This window comes from Streptomyces sp. NPDC017095 (genome assembly GCF_044332325.1).
Lineage (GTDB): Bacteria > Actinomycetota > Actinomycetes > Streptomycetales > Streptomycetaceae > Streptomyces.
The window spans coordinates 1-16,254 of the sequence record NZ_JBIROU010000007.1; the positions used below are offsets into that span (position 1 = coordinate 1).

The following is a 16,254-nucleotide window of genomic DNA, read 5'->3' on the forward strand; positions in this document are numbered from 1 at the left end:
AGCGTGAGGGAAACGCCCGGTTACATTCCGAACCCGGAAGCTAAGCCTCACAGCGCCGATGGTACTGCAGGGGGGACCCTGTGGGAGAGTAGGACGCCGCCGAACAATCTTTGGAGGACCCCTGGTCACCAGCGTTCAGCTGGGACCAGGGGTCCTTTTGTTTTTACAATGCTTGCAGTACCTAAGACAGGAGTCACCATGTCCACCAACTCTCCCGACGAGCGACCGGAGCGCGACCAGCGGCGACGGGACAGTGGTGACCGCGGTGACCGTGGTGACCGGGGCGGCTTCCGCCGGGACAACGACCGCCGTCCCAACGACCGTGCCGGCTACGGCCGGAGCGATGGCCGCCGGAGCGACGACCGCCGTGACGACCGTGGCGACCACCGTCCCTCCTTCCGCCGTGACGACGACCGCCGTAGCGATGACCGTCGTGGTGGTGGCGGTTTCCGCCGCGAGGGTGAGCGGGGCGCGCGTCCGGGCTTCCAGCGCGACGACCGCGACCGTGGTGACCGTGGCGGCTTCCGCCGTGACGACCGGCGCGATGACCGTCGCGACGACCGCGGTGGCGACCGCCCCTCGTTCCGCCGCGACGACCGCAGCGGCGACCGTCCCTCGTTCCGCCGTGACGACGACCGCGGTGGCCACGGCCAGCGTGGCGGCGACCAGCGTGGTGGCGGCTTCGGACGCCGGGACGACCAGCGCGGTGGCGGCTTCGGACGCCGGGACGACCAGCGCGGTGGCTTCCGCCGCGACGACCGGCGTGACGACCGCCGCGATGACCGTGGCGGCGACCGCCCCTCGTTCCGTCGTGATGACCGCAGCGGTGACCGTCCCCCCTTCCGCCGCGACGACGACCGCCGTAGCGATGACCGCCGTGGTGGTGGCGGTTTCCGCCGCGAGGGTGAGCGCGGTGCGCGTCCGGGCTTCCAGCGCGACGACCGCGACCGTGGTGACCGTGGCGGCTTCCGCCGCGATGACCGTCGTGACGACCGCACCGGCGACCGCCCCTCGTTCCGCCGCGACGACCGCACCGGCGACCGTCCCCCGTTCCGCCGCGACGACCGTGGCAGCGACCGTCCCCCGTTCCGCCGCGACGACCGTGGCAGCGACCGTCCGTCCTTCCGTCGCGACGACGACCGGGGTGGCCACGGCCAGCGTGGCGGCGACCAGCGCGGTGGCGGCTTCGGACGCCGGGACGACCAGCGCGGTGGCTTCCGCCGCGACGACCGGCGCGATGACCGCCGCGATGACCGTGGCGGCGACCGCCCCTCGTTCCGCCGCGACGACCGCAGCGGTGACCGTCCCCCCTTCCGCCGCGACGACGACCGCCGTAGCGATGACCGCCGTAGCGACGACCGCGGTGGCTTCCGCCGTGACGACCGCCGTGGCGACGACCGCGGTGGCTTCCGTCGTGACGACAGCCGTGGTGAGCGGGGTGGCTTCCGGGGCCGGGACGACCGGGACGCCCGTGGGCCGCGCCGTGACGACCGGGGCGGACGCCCCGGCGGCTTCCGCGGCCACGATGACCGGGACAGCCGGGACAGCCGGGACAGCCGGGACGACCGCCGTGGCGGTGGCCGGTTCCGCGACGAGCGGGACCGGGACCGGGAGCCGATCAAGCGGCTGCCCATCCCGGAGGACGTCACCGGCGACGAGATCGACAAGGACGTCCGGCAGGAGCTCCAGAGCCTGCCCAAGACGCTCGCGGAGGACGTCGCCAAGAACCTGGTGATGGTCGCCCGTCTGATCGACGAGGACCCCCAGAGCGCCTACGGCTACTCCAAGGTGGCTCTGCGTCTGGCCTCCCGCGTGGCCGCCGTACGCGAGGCCGCAGGTTTCGCCGCGTACGCGAACCAGAAGTTCGGCGAGGCCCTCGCCGAGTTCCGGGCGGCCCGGCGGATGACCGGCACCGTCGAGCTGTGGCCCGTGATGGCCGACTGCGAGCGCGGGCTCGGACGGCCGGAGAAGGCGCTGGACATGGCCGGCGCCCTCGAGGTGCACAAGCTGGACAAGGCCGGACAGGTCGAGATGCGGCTCGTGGCCGCCGGTGCCCGGCGGGACATGGGCCAGCTGGACGCGGCCATCGTGACCCTGCAGAGCCCGGAGCTGGCCTCCAACTCGGTCCAGCCGTGGACCGCGCGCCTGCGGTACGCCTACGCCGACGCCCTGCTGGCCGTCGGCCGGGAGCGCGAGGCACGCGAGTGGTTCGCGAAGGCCGTCGAGGCCGACCGGGACGGCAGCACCGACGCCTCCGACCGGCTCGCCGAGCTGGACGGCGTGGAGTTCGTCGACGCCCTGGCCGAGGACGCTCCCGAGGACGCCCTCGAAGACGCTCCCGAGGACGCCCTCGAAGATGTCTCCGAGGATGCTTCCGACGAGACCGAGGAGCCCTCCGGCAAGTCCTCCGAGGACCACGCGGAGAACGCCGAGGTCGCGGAGAACGCCAAGGTCGCCGAGAACGCCGAGGACGCGAAGGCCGCGGAGAACGCCGAGAACGCCGAGGACGCGAAGGCCGCGCAGGACGCAGTGGACGCGGAGGACGGCGACAAGGACTGACGCCGCTCACCGGCGACGTCACCGGAAGAGAAGCCGACGAGAAAAGGGCAGGCCCCCCGGGGCCTGCCCTTTTCCGTATCGCCGTTCTCTTCCGTATGCCGTCCGCTCAGATCTCCAGGGCCCGCAGCACCAGCCCGGACGCCGGTTTCGGACCGAACGACGTGGACTTGCGGGGCATCGTCACGCCCTGCCGGGCCAGGTCGCGGACGACCTCCTCGCGGACGGGGTGCATCAGCACGGCCGTGGCACCGTCGCGTTCCGCCTTCTCGACCGTCGCGGCCGTGTCGTGGATGTAGGCGACGTGGGCCGGCGAGTCCTCGGGGATGTGCCACACGTGCTCCAGCAGCACGGTGTGCAGGACCGTGGCGTCCAGGGAGCGCCAGGCGGACGGGCGGTCCGTGCGGATGGTGCGGGCCAGCAGGTCCGGGTCGGGCCGGTCGACCAGGTGGAAGGCGCCGTCGCCGGCCAGCAGGAAGGCGTTGCCGTCCCGGGCCGCGTCCGCGAGCGCCGCCAGGGCGTCGGGAAGGGGCTTGTCGAGGCGCCGTACCCGGAACCGGCCGTCCAGCGCCCGCAGCGCGTCCGCGACCGGCAGGCCGTGCAGCAGCCGGTGGATGGCGCGCACCCGCAGCGGATAGCGGGCGGTGTCGACCAGCAGGACCAGGCCGTAGTCCCAGGGGCTGGGGGAGGGGTGTTCCGCGCGCAGCCGGCGGTAGGTGGCCCAGCGGTGGTGGCCGTCGGCGATCAGGGCCTGCCGGCCGGCCAGGTCGGTCCGGACCCGGGCCAGGACCTCGGCGTCGGTGAGGGACCACAGGCGGTGCCGGAAGCCGTCCTCGGTGGTCGTGGCCAGCAGCGGCGGGCGCTCGGCCGTGCGCTCGACCACCTCGGCGGCCGCGCCGTCGCCGCGGTACGTCAGCAGCAGCGGCTCCAGGTTGGCGCGGGTGGCGCGCATCAGCGCCGCCCGGTCGGCGACCACGGGCGGCATGACGTCCTCGTGCGGCAGCACCACGCCCTCGGCGGGCTCCGTGACCCGCAGCGCGCCGATGATGCCGCGCTGGAGCAGGCCGTCGCCGTCGCGCTGCTCGTACACGTACAGGCCGGGGTCCGGGTCGGCGACGAGGATGCCCTCGGCCAGCCAGCGGCGCAGCGTGTCGGCGGCCTGGTCGGTGCGGGCGCTCGGGGAACCGGCCTGGGGCAGGATCAGCCGGACGATGTTGTGCGGGTCGGCCGACTGGAGGTGGTGCAGGCCGTCGGGCCGTACGACGACGTCGTAGGGAGGGGAGGTGACGGAGGCGAGGCTGCCGACCCGGTCAGGGTCGTAACGGAGACCTCGGAACGGGGTGAGTTCCAGGCCGCGGCGCGTCGTTGCCTCCGAGTGACCTGCTGTCTTCATCCCGGCATCGTACGTGTGCCGGTGGCATGCGGGATGATCGAGGGAAGGCGAGTCGACGAGGAGCGATACGGATATGAGCCAAGGCGTCAGGACGAGGCCCGAGGGCAGTGGGCGGCCCCTGAGCGAGACGTACGACACGGCGCTGCTCGATCTGGACGGGGTGGTGTACGCGGGGGGCAGCGCGATCGCGCACGCGGTCGACTCGCTGGCGACGGCGCGGGCGGGCGGGATGCGGCTCGCGTACGTCACCAACAACGCGCTGCGGACCCCGGACGCGGTGGCCGGGCACCTGACGGAGCTGGGCATACCGACGGGCGCGGACGACGTCATCACCTCCGCGCAGGCCGTCGCCCGGCTGATCGGCGAGCAGTTGCCGGCCGGGGCGCGGGTGCTGGTGGTCGGCGGCGAGGGGCTGCGGGTGGCGCTGCGCGAGCGCGGCCTGGTGCCGGTGGAGTCGGCGGACGACGACCCGGCGGCGGTCGTGCAGGGCTACGGCGGCCCGGACCTGCCCTGGAAGCGGTTCATGGAGGCGTCGTACGCGATCCGGCGGGGACTGCCGTGGTTCGCGTCCAACACCGACCTGACGATCCCGAGCGGCCGGGGCATCGCGCCGGGCAACGGGGCCGCCGTGGAGGTGGTGCGGATCGCGACCGGTGCCGAGCCGCAGGTCGCGGGCAAGCCGCTGCCCCCGATGCACCGGGAGACGATCATCCGGACCGGGGCCCGGCACCCGCTGGTGGTGGGCGACCGGCTGGACACGGACATCGAGGGCGCGTTCAACGGTGGGGTGGACTCGCTGCTGGTGCTGACCGGTGTCACCGACGGCGCGCAACTGCTGGCCGCGCCGCCCCGGCACCGGCCGACGTATGTGGACGCGGATCTGCGCGGGCTGCTCGGCGGGCAGCCGGAGGTCACCGAGGAGGGGGACGGCTTCCGCTGCGGCGGCTGGACGGCCGCGCCCGGCGACGGACGGCTGGAGCTGACGGGCGACGGTGCGCCGCTGGACGGGCTGCGGGCGCTGTGCGCGGCGGCCTGGACGGCGGCCGGCGACGGCTCCTGCGCGCTGGACGGGGAGAAGGCACTGACCCGGCTCGGTCTCTGACGGGCCGGCGGCACACCGGGGATCGAGAAGCAGCGCAGGGTAGGCTAACCTAACTCCGTGTTGGTCGACAGTCCTCCGGTACCGCGCGCGGAGAACGCCCCCGCGCCCCCAACCCGCCGAGCGGCCAGGGCCCTTGGGCTCCTGCTGTCCGCCGTGCTCCTGGTGCTCGTCGCGCTGGCGAGCATCGCGGTCGGGGCCAAAGGACTGTCCCCGGAGCAGGTCTGGCACGGCCTGTTCCACGACACCGGGACGTACGGCGACGTGGTCGTGGACGAACGGCTCTCGCGCACGGTGCTCGGCCTGCTGGTCGGCGCCGCGCTCGGGCTGGCGGGCGCGGTGCTCCAGGCGCTGACCCGCAATCCGCTGGCCGATCCCGGGCTGCTCGGCATCAACGCGGGCGCCTCCGCCGCCGTCGTCACGGCCATGACCTGCTTCGGCGTCACCAGCCTCACCGGCTATGTGTGGTTCGCGTTCCTGGGCGCGGCGGCGGTCGGCGCGCTGGTGTGGTTCCTCGGCGGCGGCCGGGGCGCCACCCCGGTGCGGCTGGCACTCGCCGGCACGGCGATCAGCGCGGCCCTGTACGGCTATCTCCAGGCCGTGATGATCACGGACGGCGCGGCCCTGGGCAGGATGCGCTTCTGGACGGTGGGCTCCCTGGCCTCGGCGGACCGCTCGACCATCCTCCAGGTGCTGCCGTTCCTCGCGGCCGGCACCGTCCTCGCGCTCGCGCTGGCCCGGCCGCTGAACGCCGTGGAGATGGGCGACGACACCGCCCGCGCCCTCGGCGCCCACCTCGACCGCACCCGCGCGCTGGCCATGCTGGCCGCGGTGGTGCTGAGCGGCGCCGCGACGGCCGCCTGCGGCCCGATCGTCTTCGTCGGTCTGATGGTGCCGCACGTCGTGCGCTCCTTCACCGGCCCCGACCTGCGCTGGATCCTGCCGTACGGCACGCTGCTGGCGCCCGTGCTGCTGCTCGGCGCCGATGTCATCGGCCGGGTCGTGGCCCGGCCGGCCGAGCTCCAGGTCGGCATCGTCACCGCGGTCGTCGGCGGCCCGGTCTTCATCTTCCTCGTACGACGGCGCAGGACGGCCCAGCTGTGAAGACGTACTCCAAAAGCCGTGCCGTACGCCTCCCCGGCGGGCTCTCCCTGCGCCTGGACCCGCGCGCCCTGCTCGTCGTGGTCCTGCTGCTGGCCGGGGCCGGAGCGGCCGGTGTCGCGCTGATCGGCACCGGCGACGCGAGGATCCCGGTCGCCGACGTGCTGCGGACGCTCGCCGGGCAGGGCACCGCCTACCAGGACTTCATCGTCAACGAGCTGCGGCTGCCCAGGGTCCTCGTCGGACTGCTGGTCGGGGCCTCGCTCGGGCTCGGCGGCGCGCTGTTCCAGTCCGTCTCCCGCAATCCGCTCGGCAGCCCGGACGTGCTCGGTCTGTCGCAGGGCTCGACGGCCGGCGCGCTCGTCGTGATCGTGCTGCTGTCCGGCAGCGCCGCCCAGGTGACCGTGGGCGCCCTCGCCGGCGGCCTGGCGACCGGTCTCGCGGTCTACGCGCTCGCCTGGAAGCGGGGCGTGCACGGGTACCGGCTGGTCCTGGTGGGCATCGGTGTCAACGCGATCGCCACGGCGGTCAACGGCTATCTGCTCACCAAGGCCGACCTGGTCGACGCGACCCGCGCGGTGGTGTGGATGACCGGCTCGCTCAGCGGCCGGGACTGGGAGCAGGTCTGGCCGCTGCTCGGGCTGTGCGCCGTCGTCGTCCCGCTGGTCCTCGTCAACGCCCGGGGCCTGCGGATGATGGAGATGGGCGACGACACCGCGCACGCGCTCGGTGTGCGCGTCCAGCGGGTCCGGCTGCTGCTGATGGTCTCGGCCGTGCTGCTCACCGCCGCCGCCACGGCCGCCGCGGGCCCGGTCAGCTTCGTGGCGCTGACCGCGCCGCAGCTCGCCCGCCGCCTCACCCGCTCCCCGGGACCCAACCTGGTGCCCTCGCTGTGCATGGGAGCGGTGCTGCTGGTCGCCGCGGACTGGGCCTCGCAGCGCGCCTTCGGCGCCGACCAGCTGCCCGTCGGCGTCGTCACCGGCGTCCTCGGCGGCGCCTATCTGCTGTGGCTGCTGGTCGCCGAGCGCAAGGCGGGCCGGATATGAGCGCCACCCCCGAGTCCGACCGCAAGAGGAGCACCGTGAACCGCCTGTCCGCCGAGAACGTCACCCTCGCCTACGACCAGCGCGTCATCGCCGAGCAGTTGTCGGTGGAGATCCCCGACCACTCCTTCACGGTGATCGTCGGCCCGAACGCGTGCGGCAAGTCGACGCTGCTGCGGGCGCTGTCGCGGATGCTGAAGCCGAGTCAGGGCCGGGTGCTGCTGGACGGGCAGGCCATCCAGTCGCTGCCGGCGAAGAAGGTCGCGCGGACCCTCGGCCTGCTGCCGCAGTCGTCCCTCGCGCCCGACGGCATCACGGTCGCCGACCTGGTCGGCCGGGGCCGCTACCCGCACCAGGGGCTGCTGCGCCAGTGGTCGGCGCAGGACGAGCGGGTCGTGCGGGAGTCGATGCGCCAGACCGGGGTGGCGGAGCTGGCCGGCCGGTACGTGGACGAGCTGTCCGGCGGGCAGCGCCAGCGCGTGTGGATCGCCATGGCGCTCGCCCAGCAGACCCCGCTGCTGCTCCTGGACGAGCCGACCACCTACCTGGACATCCAGCACCAGATCGACGTCCTCGACCTGTGCGCCGAACTCCACGAGGAGCAGGGCCGGACGCTGGTGGCGGTGCTGCACGACCTCAACCACGCCGCCCGCTACGCCACGCACCTCATCGCGCTGCGCGGCGGCAGGGTGATCGCCGAGGGCGCCCCGAACGACATCGTCACGGCCGGGCTGGTCGAGGAGGTCTTCGGGCTGCGCTGCCAGGTCATCGAGGACCCGGAGACGGGCACCCCGCTGGTGGTGCCGGCGGCCCGCAGGACCCGCGCCGGGCGGGTCACAGCAGCTTCCTGAGCCGGAACAGGTCCAGCAGGCCCGCCTCCAGCCGTACCCGGCCCGAGCCCCAGGCGGTGGCGAAGTCCAGCGCGCCGTCCACCAGGGCCACCAGGTCGTCGCCGGTCAGGGCGAGCCTGATCCGGGCCTTCTCCCGGGGCGGCCCCGGGTGGGTCGCGTCGACCTCGATCCGGCCGCCGGTCATCCGGCCCGCGAAGGTGACGTCCAGATCGGTGAGGTGGCAGCTGACCGAGCGGTCGAGCGCGGCGGCGGCGCGGGCCCGGCCCTCGGCCCCTCGCATATTGGCCGAAAACCGCCCCAGTGCGGCGCGGCACTCCTCGATCGTGGCCATCGCCCCCGACGGTACCGCGGCGGTTCGGGGTAGCGTCGGGGCATGAGCGAGTCCGTCTCCGCGGCCGAGACCGCCAGGCCGGCCGAGTACGCCACGCGGGCCGGGCACGACCACGGTCCCGACTACGACCGTGAGGCCGGGCCCGAGCAGGAACCCGTACCCGGGTCCGGGCGTGCGTCCGGACAGGAGCCCGGGTCCGGGCTCGACCCCGCCGCCCCGGCCCCGCTGGACATCCCGCGCACCCCCACCGGCGACGCCGGGATCGACGCCCACCTGGACCGGCTGGGCGACGCCGACCACCTCGCCACCGACGGACACCTCCAGGTGTACGAGGATGTACACCGGGGGCTGCGCGACGCGCTCACCGCGCTCGACGCCCGCCCGGGACCTCCGGCGCCCCCACGGCCTTACTGAAGCAGGAGCTGAACCGAACGTGGCAGGAGTCGCACGTCGCCGCCTCGACGCCGAGCTGGTCCACCGCAAGCTGGCGCGCTCGCGCGAGCACGCCAGCCAGCTGATCGCCGCCGGCCGGGTCAGCGTCGGCAAGATGGTGGCGACCAAGCCGGCCACCCAGGTGGAGACCGCCGCGGCCATCGTCGTGCGGGCCGACGAGAGCGACCCGGGCTACGTCTCCCGGGGCGGCCACAAGCTGGCGGGCGCGCTGGAGGTCTTCGTGCCCGGCGGGCTCGTCGTCGAGGGCCGGCGCGCGCTGGACGCCGGCGCCTCCACCGGCGGCTTCACCGATGTCCTGCTGCGCGCGGGCGCCGCCCATGTCGTCGCCGTGGACGTCGGTTACGGACAGCTCGCCTGGTCGCTGCAGAGCGATGAACGCGTCACCGTCAAGGACCGTACGAACGTACGCGAGTTGACGCTCGACGCGATCGATGGGAAACCCGTGGACCTTGTCGTGGGCGATCTGTCCTTCATCCCGCTCGGCCTGGTGCTGCCCGCCCTGAAGCAGTGCGCGGCCCCGGACGCCGACCTGGTGATGATGGTCAAGCCGCAGTTCGAGGTGGGCAAGGACCGGCTCGGCAGCGGAGGTGTCGTCCGCAGTCCGCAACTGCGGGCGGAGACCGTGCGGCAGGTGGCCGGGCGGGCGTGGGAGCTGGGGCTCGGGGTGCGGGGCGTGACCGCCAGTCCGCTGCCCGGCCCCTCGGGCAATGTCGAGTACTTTCTCTGGCTGCGGGCGGGGGCACCCCGGGTGGACCCGGCCGACGTCGACCGTGCAGTGGCGGAGGGGCCGCGTTGACACAGAACCTGGCGCGTACTGTTTTCCTGCTCGCCCACACCGGGCGGCCCGCGGCGATCCGCAGCGCGGAACTCGTCGTCAAGGGCCTGCTGCGGCATGGCATCGGGGTGCGGGTGCTGGAGGAGGAGGCGCGCGACCTGCCGCTCCCGGACGAGGTCGCCCTGATCAAGGAGGCCACCCCGCAGTGCCTGGACGGGTGCGAGCTGCTGATCGTGCTCGGCGGCGATGGCACCCTGCTGCGCGGCGCCGAGTTCGCGCGGGCCTCCGGGGTGCCGATGCTCGGCGTCAACCTCGGGCGCGTCGGGTTCCTCGCGGAGGCCGAGCGCGACGACCTCGACCGGGTGGTGGACCGGGTGGTGTCGCGGTCGTACGAGGTCGAGGAGCGGATGACCGTCGACGTCGTCGTGCACCGCAACGGCGACATCGTGCACACCGACTGGGCGCTGAACGAGGCGGCCGTGCAGAAGGCCGGCGCCGAGAAGCTGCTGGAGGTCGTGCTGGAGATCGACGGGCGGCCGGTGACGGGGTTCGGCTGCGACGGGGTCGTCCTGTCCACGCCCACCGGGTCCACGGCGTACGCCTTCTCCGCCGGGGGACCGGTGGTCTGGCCGGAGGTGGAGGCGCTGCTGATGGTGCCGATCAGCGCGCACGCGCTGTTCGCCAAGCCGCTGGTGACCTCGCCGGACTCGGTGCTCGCGGTGGAGGTGCTGCCGCACATCCCGCCCGGCGTGCTGTGGTGCGACGGCCGGCGGACGGTCGAGCTGCCGCCCGGCGCGCGGGTGGAGGTGCGGCGCGGGGCCGTGCCCGTGCGGCTGGCCCGGCTGCACCACTCGTCGTTCACGGACCGGCTGGTGGCCAAGTTCGCGCTGCCGACCACGGGCTGGCGCGGGGCACCGCACCACTCCTCCGAGTGAGACCGCCGGGCCATGTGCGTTCCCGGCCCCGGACCTCGTATGGTCTGTTCCGTGCTGGAGGAGATGCGGATACGGTCGCTCGGGGTCATCGACGATGCCGTGGTCGAGCTGTCGCCGGGGTTCACCGCGGTCACCGGTGAGACGGGCGCGGGCAAGACCATGGTCGTCACGAGCCTGGGGCTGCTGCTCGGCGGCCGGGCGGACCCGGCGCTGGTGCGGATCGGGGCCGGCAAGGCGGTCGTGGAGGGACGGATCGCCGTGCCCGCCGGCGCCGCCGCCGTGCTGCGCGCCGAGGAGGCCGGGGCCGAGCTGGACGACGGCGCCCTGCTGATCAGCCGTACCGTCTCCGCCGAGGGCCGCTCCCGGGCGTTCCTGGGCGGGCGCAGCGTGCCCGTCGGGCTGCTCGCCGAGCTGGCCGACGACCTGGTGGCCGTGCACGGGCAGACCGACCAGCAGGGACTGCTGAAGCTGTCCCGGCAGCGGCAGGCGCTCGACCGGTACGCGGGCGACGCCGTCGCCGTGCCGCTGACCAAGTACAGCGAGGCCTACCGGCGGCTGCGGGCCGTCTCCGCCGAGCTGGAGGAGATCACCACGCGGGCGCGTGAGCGGGCGCAGGAAGCCGACCTGCTCCGCTACGGGCTGGACGAGATCGCCGCCGTGGAACCCCGGCCCGGCGAGGACGCGGAGCTGGCCGAGGAGGCCGAGCGGCTCGGGCACGCCGAGGCGCTGGCCTCCGCCGCGACGGTCGCGCACGCCGCGCTCGCGGGCAATCCCGAGGACCCCGAGGGCATCGACGCGGCCACGCTCGTCGCGGGCGCCCACCGGGCCCTGGAGGCCGTGCGCGGCCACGACCCGGCGCTGGCCGCGCTCGCCGACCGGATCGGGGAGATCGGCATCCTGCTCGGTGACGTGGCCGGTGAGCTGGCCGGATACGCCGACGACCTGGACGCCGACCCGCTGCGGCTGGCCGCCGTGGAGGAGCGCCGGGCCGCGCTGACCGCGCTGACCCGCAAGTACGGCGAGGACGTGGACGCGGTGCTGGCCTGGGCCGAGCGCGGCGCCGCCCGGCTCACCGAGCTGGACGGCGACGACGGGCGGATCGCGGAGCTGACCGCCGAGCGGGACGCGCTGCGCACCGGTCTCGGGGCGCTCGCGCAGGCGCTGACGGACGCGCGGACCGAGGCCGCCGAGCGGTTCGCCGCGGCGGTGACCGCCGAGCTGGCCTCGCTGGCGATGCCCCACGCGCGCGTGTCCTTCGACATCCGGCAGACCGAGGACCCGGAGGGCGTCGAGGTCGACGGCCGGACGGTCGCCTACGGCCCGGCCGGCGTGGACGAGGTCGAGCTGCTGCTCGCCCCGCACCCGGGCGCCCCCGCGCGGCCCATCGCCAAGGGCGCCTCCGGTGGCGAGCTGTCCCGGGTCATGCTCGCGGTCGAGGTCGTCTTCGCGGGCACCGATCCCGTGCCGACGTACCTGTTCGACGAGGTCGACGCCGGAGTCGGCGGCAAGGCCGCGGTCGAGATCGGCCGCCGGCTGGCGAAGCTGGCCAAGACCGCGCAGGTCGTCGTGGTCACCCATCTGCCCCAGGTCGCCGCGTTCGCCGACCGCCAGCTCCTGGTGGAGAAGACCGACGACGGCTCCGTCACCCGCTCCGGCGTTAAGGTCCTGGAGGGCGAGGACCGCATCCGCGAACTGTCCCGCATGCTGGCGGGCCAGGAGGACTCGCAGACGGCCCGGGCCCACGCGGAGGAACTCCTGGCCACGGCCCGCGCGGAGGTCTGAGGGACCCGGAGGCGGGAGCGGCCCGGAGCGGGGTCCCTAGAGTGGGGCCGTGATCGACAAGCGCGCGCTCCGCTCCCTCCTGCCGGCCGCAACCCTCACCCGGACCGGCCAGACCCTGCTGCGCGCCACCGCGCCCGGCGGGCGCGGGCGGTGGGAGCGCAGGAACCACGCCGGGCGGGACGTCGGGATGTACGCCGGGCCCGCCGTGGCGATCGGGGCGGCGGTGGCCGCCGGGCGGGTGTGCCCCGCGGCCGGGATCGCGGTGCTGGGCGCCGGGGCGTGCGGGGCCTACGACGATGTCGCCGGGGATCACCGGCGGGGGTTCCGGGCGCACCTGCGCGCGCTGCGGGACGGCGAGGTCACCAGCGGGTCCGTGAAACTGTTCGGTATAGCGGCCGCGGGGCTGGCGGCGGGCGCGCTGCTGAAGGAGCGGCCGCTCGACAAGCTGCTCGCCGGGGTCGTGATCGCCGGGACCGCCCACTTCGTGAACCTCCTCGACGTACGGCCGGGGCGGGCCGCCGGCGCGGTGGCCCTGCTCGCGGCGCCGGGGCTGCTGCGGGCGGGGCCCGGGACCGGGCCGGCCGCCGCCGCGCTGGGGGCCGCCGCCGCTGTGCTGCCCGACGACCTCGGCGAGCGGGTCATGCTCGGGGACACCGGGGCGCACGCCCTCGGTGCCGCGCTCGGGGCGGCCGTGGTGGCGCGGAACCAGCGCGCGGGATTGCTCGCGCACGCCGTCGCCCTGGTCGCCGCGGCCCGTCACGGGGACCGGGTGACCGCCTGGGCGCGGCGCACGGCACGCGGCTGACCTCGCCCGATGCCCGCGGGCACCGCCCCGGCGGGGTGAGCCTGGCCTCGCCCGTGCGGGTGATGTGCTCCGGCGCGTTGCCCCGGTCCGCCGTCCGCTGCGCCCGCCCGGATGTGCCCGAACGGCCCTGCGCCCTGGCATGCTTGGCGCGGAACGCGGGGCGGCCCAGGAGGCCGAACGGTCCGTGCGGGAGGCGCGCGGGATGCGTCCTTCCGCCCCCCGGAGCCCGCTACCTTCGGTACGTTTCCCCGTGACCCCTCCCCGTGAACCAGGAGCCCCGGCCCCGTGACCCCCGTGAGCCCTCTGAGCAGCAACGCACCGCACGGCCAGTCGCCGCTGCGCACCGTGCAGGTGCTCGGCGGAGGCAACACCGGCAGCAGCGCGCACGTGCGCTCCCTGGCCGAGGGACTGGTGGCGAGGGGCGTACGGGTCACCGTGTGCGCCCCCACCGAGGCCGACCGCGCCTACGACTTCACCGGCACCGGCGCCGGCCACGTGCACGTGCCGCGCAGCAGCGACCCCGTCTCGGTGGCCGCGCTCCGCACGGCCTGCGCCCACGCCGACCTGGTGCACGCGCACGGCCTGCACGCCTCCTTCCGGGCCGTCCTCGCGCTCAGCGGGCGCACCACCCCGCTGGTGGTCACCTGGCACGGCCGCGCCCACGCCGAGGGCCCGCGGGCGCACCTGCTGCGGCTGCTGGAGCGGCGGGTGGCCAGGACGGCGGCCGTGGTCCTCGGCACCAGCCCCGAACTGGTCGACCGCGCCCGGCGCAGCGGCGCGCGCGACGCCCGGCTCGCCGCCGTCGCGCTGCCCGGCCGGCACCGGCCCGGCGGCCCGTCCGGCGCCCACGGCGGCACCGCCGCCGACCCCGACCGGCGCCGGCCCAAGGTCCGCGCCGAACTCGGCGCCACCGGCCGCCCGGTGATCCTGGTGGCCGGCTCCCTGGACCGCCACCGCGGCTACGACGTACTGCTCGACGCGGCCCGCTCCTGGCGGGAACTCGACCCGGCGCCGCTGGTGGTGATCGCGGGGGAGGGGCCGCTGCGGCCGGTGCTCCAGCGGCGGATCGGCGACGAGGAGCTGCCGGTACGGCTCCTCGGGCGCCGCGAGGACGTGCCCGAACTGCTGGCCGCCGCCGACCTGGCCCTCCTGACCGGCGCCCCGGAGCCGCGGCCCGTCCTCGCGCAGGAGGCGCTGCGGGCCCGCGTGCCGCTCGTCGCGCCCCGGACCGGCGGCATCCCGGACCTCGTCGGCGACGCCGCCGCCCTCGTCCCGTACGGCGATCCGGCGGCCCTCGCCGACACGGTCGTACGGCTGCTCGCCGACCCCGAGTGGTGCGCGCTGCTGCGCGAGCGCGGCACCCGGCAGGCCGCGACCTGGCCGACCGAGGAGGAGACCGTGGCGCAAGTGCTCAGCGTGTACGACGAACTGACCCAGCCGCGGCCACTGCCCTAAGCGACGTGCCGGCGCGCCCGCAGGGCCAGGCTGAGCGCCAGCACCGTCTGCGGGTCGTCCAGGTCGGTGCCGAGCAGCTCGCCGATGCGGGCGAGCCGGTTGTACAGCGTCTGCCGGTTGAGGTGCAGCTCGCGGGCCGTCTCCGCCTTGCGGCCGGCGTGCGCGAGATAGGTCTCCAGCGTCGGCAGCAGCGGCGGCCGGGAGCGCTGGTCGTGCGCGCGCAGCGGGCCGATCGCCCGGTCCACGAAGGCCGCCAGGTCCGGATGGTCCCGCAGCCGCCACAGCAGCAGGTCGATGTCGAGGCGCCGGGCGTCGTACCAGGGCCGGTCGGGCAGGCCCTGCGCCGCCGTCGCCGTCTCCGCCGCGTGCCGCAGCCCCGCCGAGGCCGCCGCCCAGCCGCCGGCCACCCCGACCACCACCACCGGCGGCGGCGAGCCCGGCCGCCGCATCCCGGCCCGCTCCGCCCCGGCCCGCAGCGCCGCCGCGACCCGGTCCGCGACCGCCGCCCGCTCCGGCTCCGCGCGCAGCCCCAGCAGCACCGGCACCCGGCCCTCCACCGGCCGCACCCCCAGCAGCACCGGCACGCCCACCGCCGCCAGCCCCTCCGCGACCGCCCGGGCCAGCACCGCCCAGCCCCCGCCGGCCGGGAGCGTGTCCCCGAGCCGCATCACCACCGGCAGCAGCGGGCCGTCACCGGGCCGGAAGCCGAGCACCCGGGCCTGCGCCGGCGCGTCCTGGGCCGCGATCCGGCCCTCGGCCAGATCGGTGAGGAAGTCACCGCGCCCGCGCGCCGCCAGCTCCTCCTCCTGCCGGGCCTGCATCAGCACCACCGCCAGGATGCCCGCGGTCCGTTCCGCGGCGATCCGGTGCACCGGGGCCGGCGCCGCGCAGACCGGCGGCAGGACCAGCCGGGCGCGCACCGACCCCGACGTGCCGGGCCCGCCGCCGGGCACGTCCACCAGCACCGAACCGGCCGGCGGCGGGCCCTCCTTGTGCGGGCCGCGCAGCCCCTCCCACACCTGGAGCGGATCGGCGCCCTCCGGCCCGGCCCCGGCGGCGTACAGCAGCCGGCCGTCGGCCGTCTCCAGGAACACCGGGTTGCCGCTGAAGTCGGCCAGGATGCCCAGCACCTGCGGCACCCCGCCACCGCCCAGCAGCGCCTCGGTGCAGCGCCGGTGCACCTCCTCGGCGCGCTGGAGCAGCGCGTAGTGGCCGTTGACGATCTCCGTGTGGATCTCCTCGGTCACCGTCACGAACGGCACCTCGCGATGGAGCTGGACCAGCGGCAGGCCGGCCGTCCGGGCCGTCTCCACCAGCGCCGCCGGCAGCCGGGCGAAACGCGGGCCCAGCTCCACCACCAGGGCGGCGATCCCGCGCTCGGCCAGGGTCCGCACGAACGCCCGCTGCTCGGCCGGCCGGGTGCCGAAGCCGTAGCCGGTGGTGAGCAGCAGCTCGCCGCCCTTGAGCAGCGAGGCGATGTTCGGCACCTCGCCCGCGTGCACCCAGCGCACCGTGCGGCCGAGCCGGTCGGCACCCGCCACGATCTCCGGCAGCCCGCTGCGCAGGCCGGGCAGCTCCAGGGCCCGCCGCACGGTGATCCCGGCGCCCTGGGTGTCGAAACGGTGGTCGGTACGGCTGTCCATGCAGCGGACGCTACCTGCGCAAACGCGCCGAC

14 protein-coding genes, 1 rRNA gene and 1 pseudogene are annotated in these 16,254 nt (G+C 75.4%); 13 read left to right on the forward strand and 3 right to left on the reverse strand.

All coding sequences use genetic code 11. The features are described from left to right. The 3 genes and pseudogenes from rrf to ACH4OA_RS15255 all read left to right on the forward strand — a co-directional run. A 5S ribosomal RNA gene (rrf, locus tag ACH4OA_RS15245) occupies positions 1-105 on the forward strand; the annotation flags it as partial. A 63-nt stretch (positions 106-168) separates the two neighbouring features. Then, a pseudogene (locus ACH4OA_RS15250) lies at positions 169-1,206 on the forward strand (hypothetical protein); the annotation flags it as partial. A 420-nt stretch (positions 1,207-1,626) separates the two neighbouring features. Continuing rightward, entirely contained in the window at positions 1,627-2,559 is a 933-nt protein-coding gene (locus ACH4OA_RS15255) for a hypothetical protein (RefSeq protein WP_397969589.1), read from the forward strand. 106 nt (positions 2,560-2,665) lie between these two features. On the opposite strand, the gene ACH4OA_RS15260 is transcribed toward ACH4OA_RS15255, so the two are convergent. Next, positions 2,666-3,949, reverse strand: a complete 1,284-nt coding sequence (locus tag ACH4OA_RS15260; protein WP_365879397.1) for a DUF1015 domain-containing protein — start codon at positions 3,947-3,949, stop codon at positions 2,666-2,668. Between the two features lie 73 nt (positions 3,950-4,022). On the opposite strand from ACH4OA_RS15260, the gene ACH4OA_RS15265 reads away from it, so the two are divergent. From ACH4OA_RS15265 to ACH4OA_RS15280, 4 genes are read left to right on the forward strand one after another with little or no spacing between them, the layout of a single operon-like run. After that, positions 4,023-5,051: an HAD-IIA family hydrolase gene (locus tag ACH4OA_RS15265; RefSeq protein WP_397969375.1), complete on the forward strand. Its 1,029-nt coding sequence runs from the start codon at positions 4,023-4,025 to the stop codon at positions 5,049-5,051. A gap of 57 nt (positions 5,052-5,108) precedes the next feature. Next, complete coding sequence (locus tag ACH4OA_RS15270) at positions 5,109-6,152, forward strand: FecCD family ABC transporter permease (RefSeq protein ID WP_397969376.1); 1,044 nt, start codon at positions 5,109-5,111, stop codon at positions 6,150-6,152. Then, positions 6,149-7,195, forward strand: a complete 1,047-nt coding sequence (locus ACH4OA_RS15275) for a FecCD family ABC transporter permease (protein ID WP_397969377.1) — start codon at positions 6,149-6,151, stop codon at positions 7,193-7,195. The genes ACH4OA_RS15270 and ACH4OA_RS15275 overlap by 4 nt, the downstream gene beginning before the upstream one ends. Continuing rightward, positions 7,192-8,043 (forward strand): ABC transporter ATP-binding protein, encoded by an 852-nt coding sequence (locus ACH4OA_RS15280; RefSeq protein WP_397937182.1) that lies wholly within the window; start codon positions 7,192-7,194, stop codon positions 8,041-8,043. Before ACH4OA_RS15275 ends, ACH4OA_RS15280 begins: the two co-directional genes overlap by 4 nt. Here ACH4OA_RS15280 and ACH4OA_RS15285 read toward each other — a convergent pair. Next, complete coding sequence (locus tag ACH4OA_RS15285) at positions 8,027-8,374, reverse strand: sterol-binding protein (RefSeq protein WP_365879406.1); 348 nt, start codon at positions 8,372-8,374, stop codon at positions 8,027-8,029. The genes ACH4OA_RS15280 and ACH4OA_RS15285 overlap by 17 nt on opposite strands. 42 nt (positions 8,375-8,416) lie before the next feature. Between ACH4OA_RS15285 and ACH4OA_RS15290 the strand changes: the two genes are divergently transcribed. The 6 genes from ACH4OA_RS15290 to ACH4OA_RS15315 all read left to right on the forward strand — a co-directional run bounded on the left by ACH4OA_RS15290 (position 8,417) and on the right by ACH4OA_RS15315 (position 14,579). Next, positions 8,417-8,788 carry a hypothetical protein gene (locus ACH4OA_RS15290; protein ID WP_397937180.1) on the forward strand — a complete coding sequence of 124 codons (372 nt, stop codon included), beginning with the start codon at positions 8,417-8,419 and terminating at the stop codon, positions 8,786-8,788. Between the two features lie 19 nt (positions 8,789-8,807). After that, entirely contained in the window at positions 8,808-9,623 is an 816-nt protein-coding gene (locus ACH4OA_RS15295) for a TlyA family RNA methyltransferase (protein ID WP_365879410.1), read from the forward strand. Continuing rightward, positions 9,620-10,537: an NAD kinase gene (locus ACH4OA_RS15300; RefSeq protein ID WP_365879412.1), complete on the forward strand. Its 918-nt coding sequence runs from the start codon at positions 9,620-9,622 to the stop codon at positions 10,535-10,537. The genes ACH4OA_RS15295 and ACH4OA_RS15300 overlap by 4 nt, the downstream gene beginning before the upstream one ends. A 39-nt stretch (positions 10,538-10,576) precedes the next feature. Then, positions 10,577-12,319: a DNA repair protein RecN gene (gene recN / locus ACH4OA_RS15305; RefSeq protein ID WP_397969379.1), complete on the forward strand. Its 1,743-nt coding sequence runs from the start codon at positions 10,577-10,579 to the stop codon at positions 12,317-12,319. Positions 12,320-12,368: 49 nt separating this feature from the next. Then, entirely contained in the window at positions 12,369-13,124 is a 756-nt protein-coding gene (locus tag ACH4OA_RS15310) for a hypothetical protein (protein ID WP_397969380.1), read from the forward strand. A 294-nt stretch (positions 13,125-13,418) separates the two neighbouring features. Beyond that, positions 13,419-14,579, forward strand: coding sequence for a glycosyltransferase family 4 protein (locus ACH4OA_RS15315; RefSeq protein ID WP_397937176.1), 1,161 nt, complete (start codon positions 13,419-13,421; stop codon positions 14,577-14,579). On the opposite strand, the gene ACH4OA_RS15320 is transcribed toward ACH4OA_RS15315, so the two are convergent. Beyond that, positions 14,576-16,222, reverse strand: coding sequence for a PucR family transcriptional regulator (locus ACH4OA_RS15320; protein WP_397969381.1), 1,647 nt, complete (start codon positions 16,220-16,222; stop codon positions 14,576-14,578). The two genes, ACH4OA_RS15315 and ACH4OA_RS15320, sit on opposite strands and share 4 nt — an antisense overlap. Positions 16,223-16,254 lie beyond the last annotated feature (32 nt).

Coding starts and splice junctions, on each gene's coding strand:
- ACH4OA_RS15285 (WP_365879406.1), bottom strand. CDS start 8,374: ATGGCCACGATCGAGGAGTGCCGCGCCGCACTGGGGCGGTTTTCGGCC.
- ACH4OA_RS15265 (WP_397969375.1), top strand. CDS start 4,023: ATGAGCCAAGGCGTCAGGACGAGGCCCGAGGGCAGTGGGCGGCCCCTG.
- ACH4OA_RS15280 (WP_397937182.1), top strand. CDS start 7,192: ATGAGCGCCACCCCCGAGTCCGACCGCAAGAGGAGCACCGTGAACCGC.
- ACH4OA_RS15290 (WP_397937180.1), top strand. CDS start 8,417: ATGAGCGAGTCCGTCTCCGCGGCCGAGACCGCCAGGCCGGCCGAGTAC.
- ACH4OA_RS15320 (WP_397969381.1), bottom strand. CDS start 16,222: ATGGACAGCCGTACCGACCACCGTTTCGACACCCAGGGCGCCGGGATC.
- recN (WP_397969379.1), top strand. CDS start 10,577: ATGGTCTGTTCCGTGCTGGAGGAGATGCGGATACGGTCGCTCGGGGTC.
- ACH4OA_RS15260 (WP_365879397.1), bottom strand. CDS start 3,949: ATGAAGACAGCAGGTCACTCGGAGGCAACGACGCGCCGCGGCCTGGAA.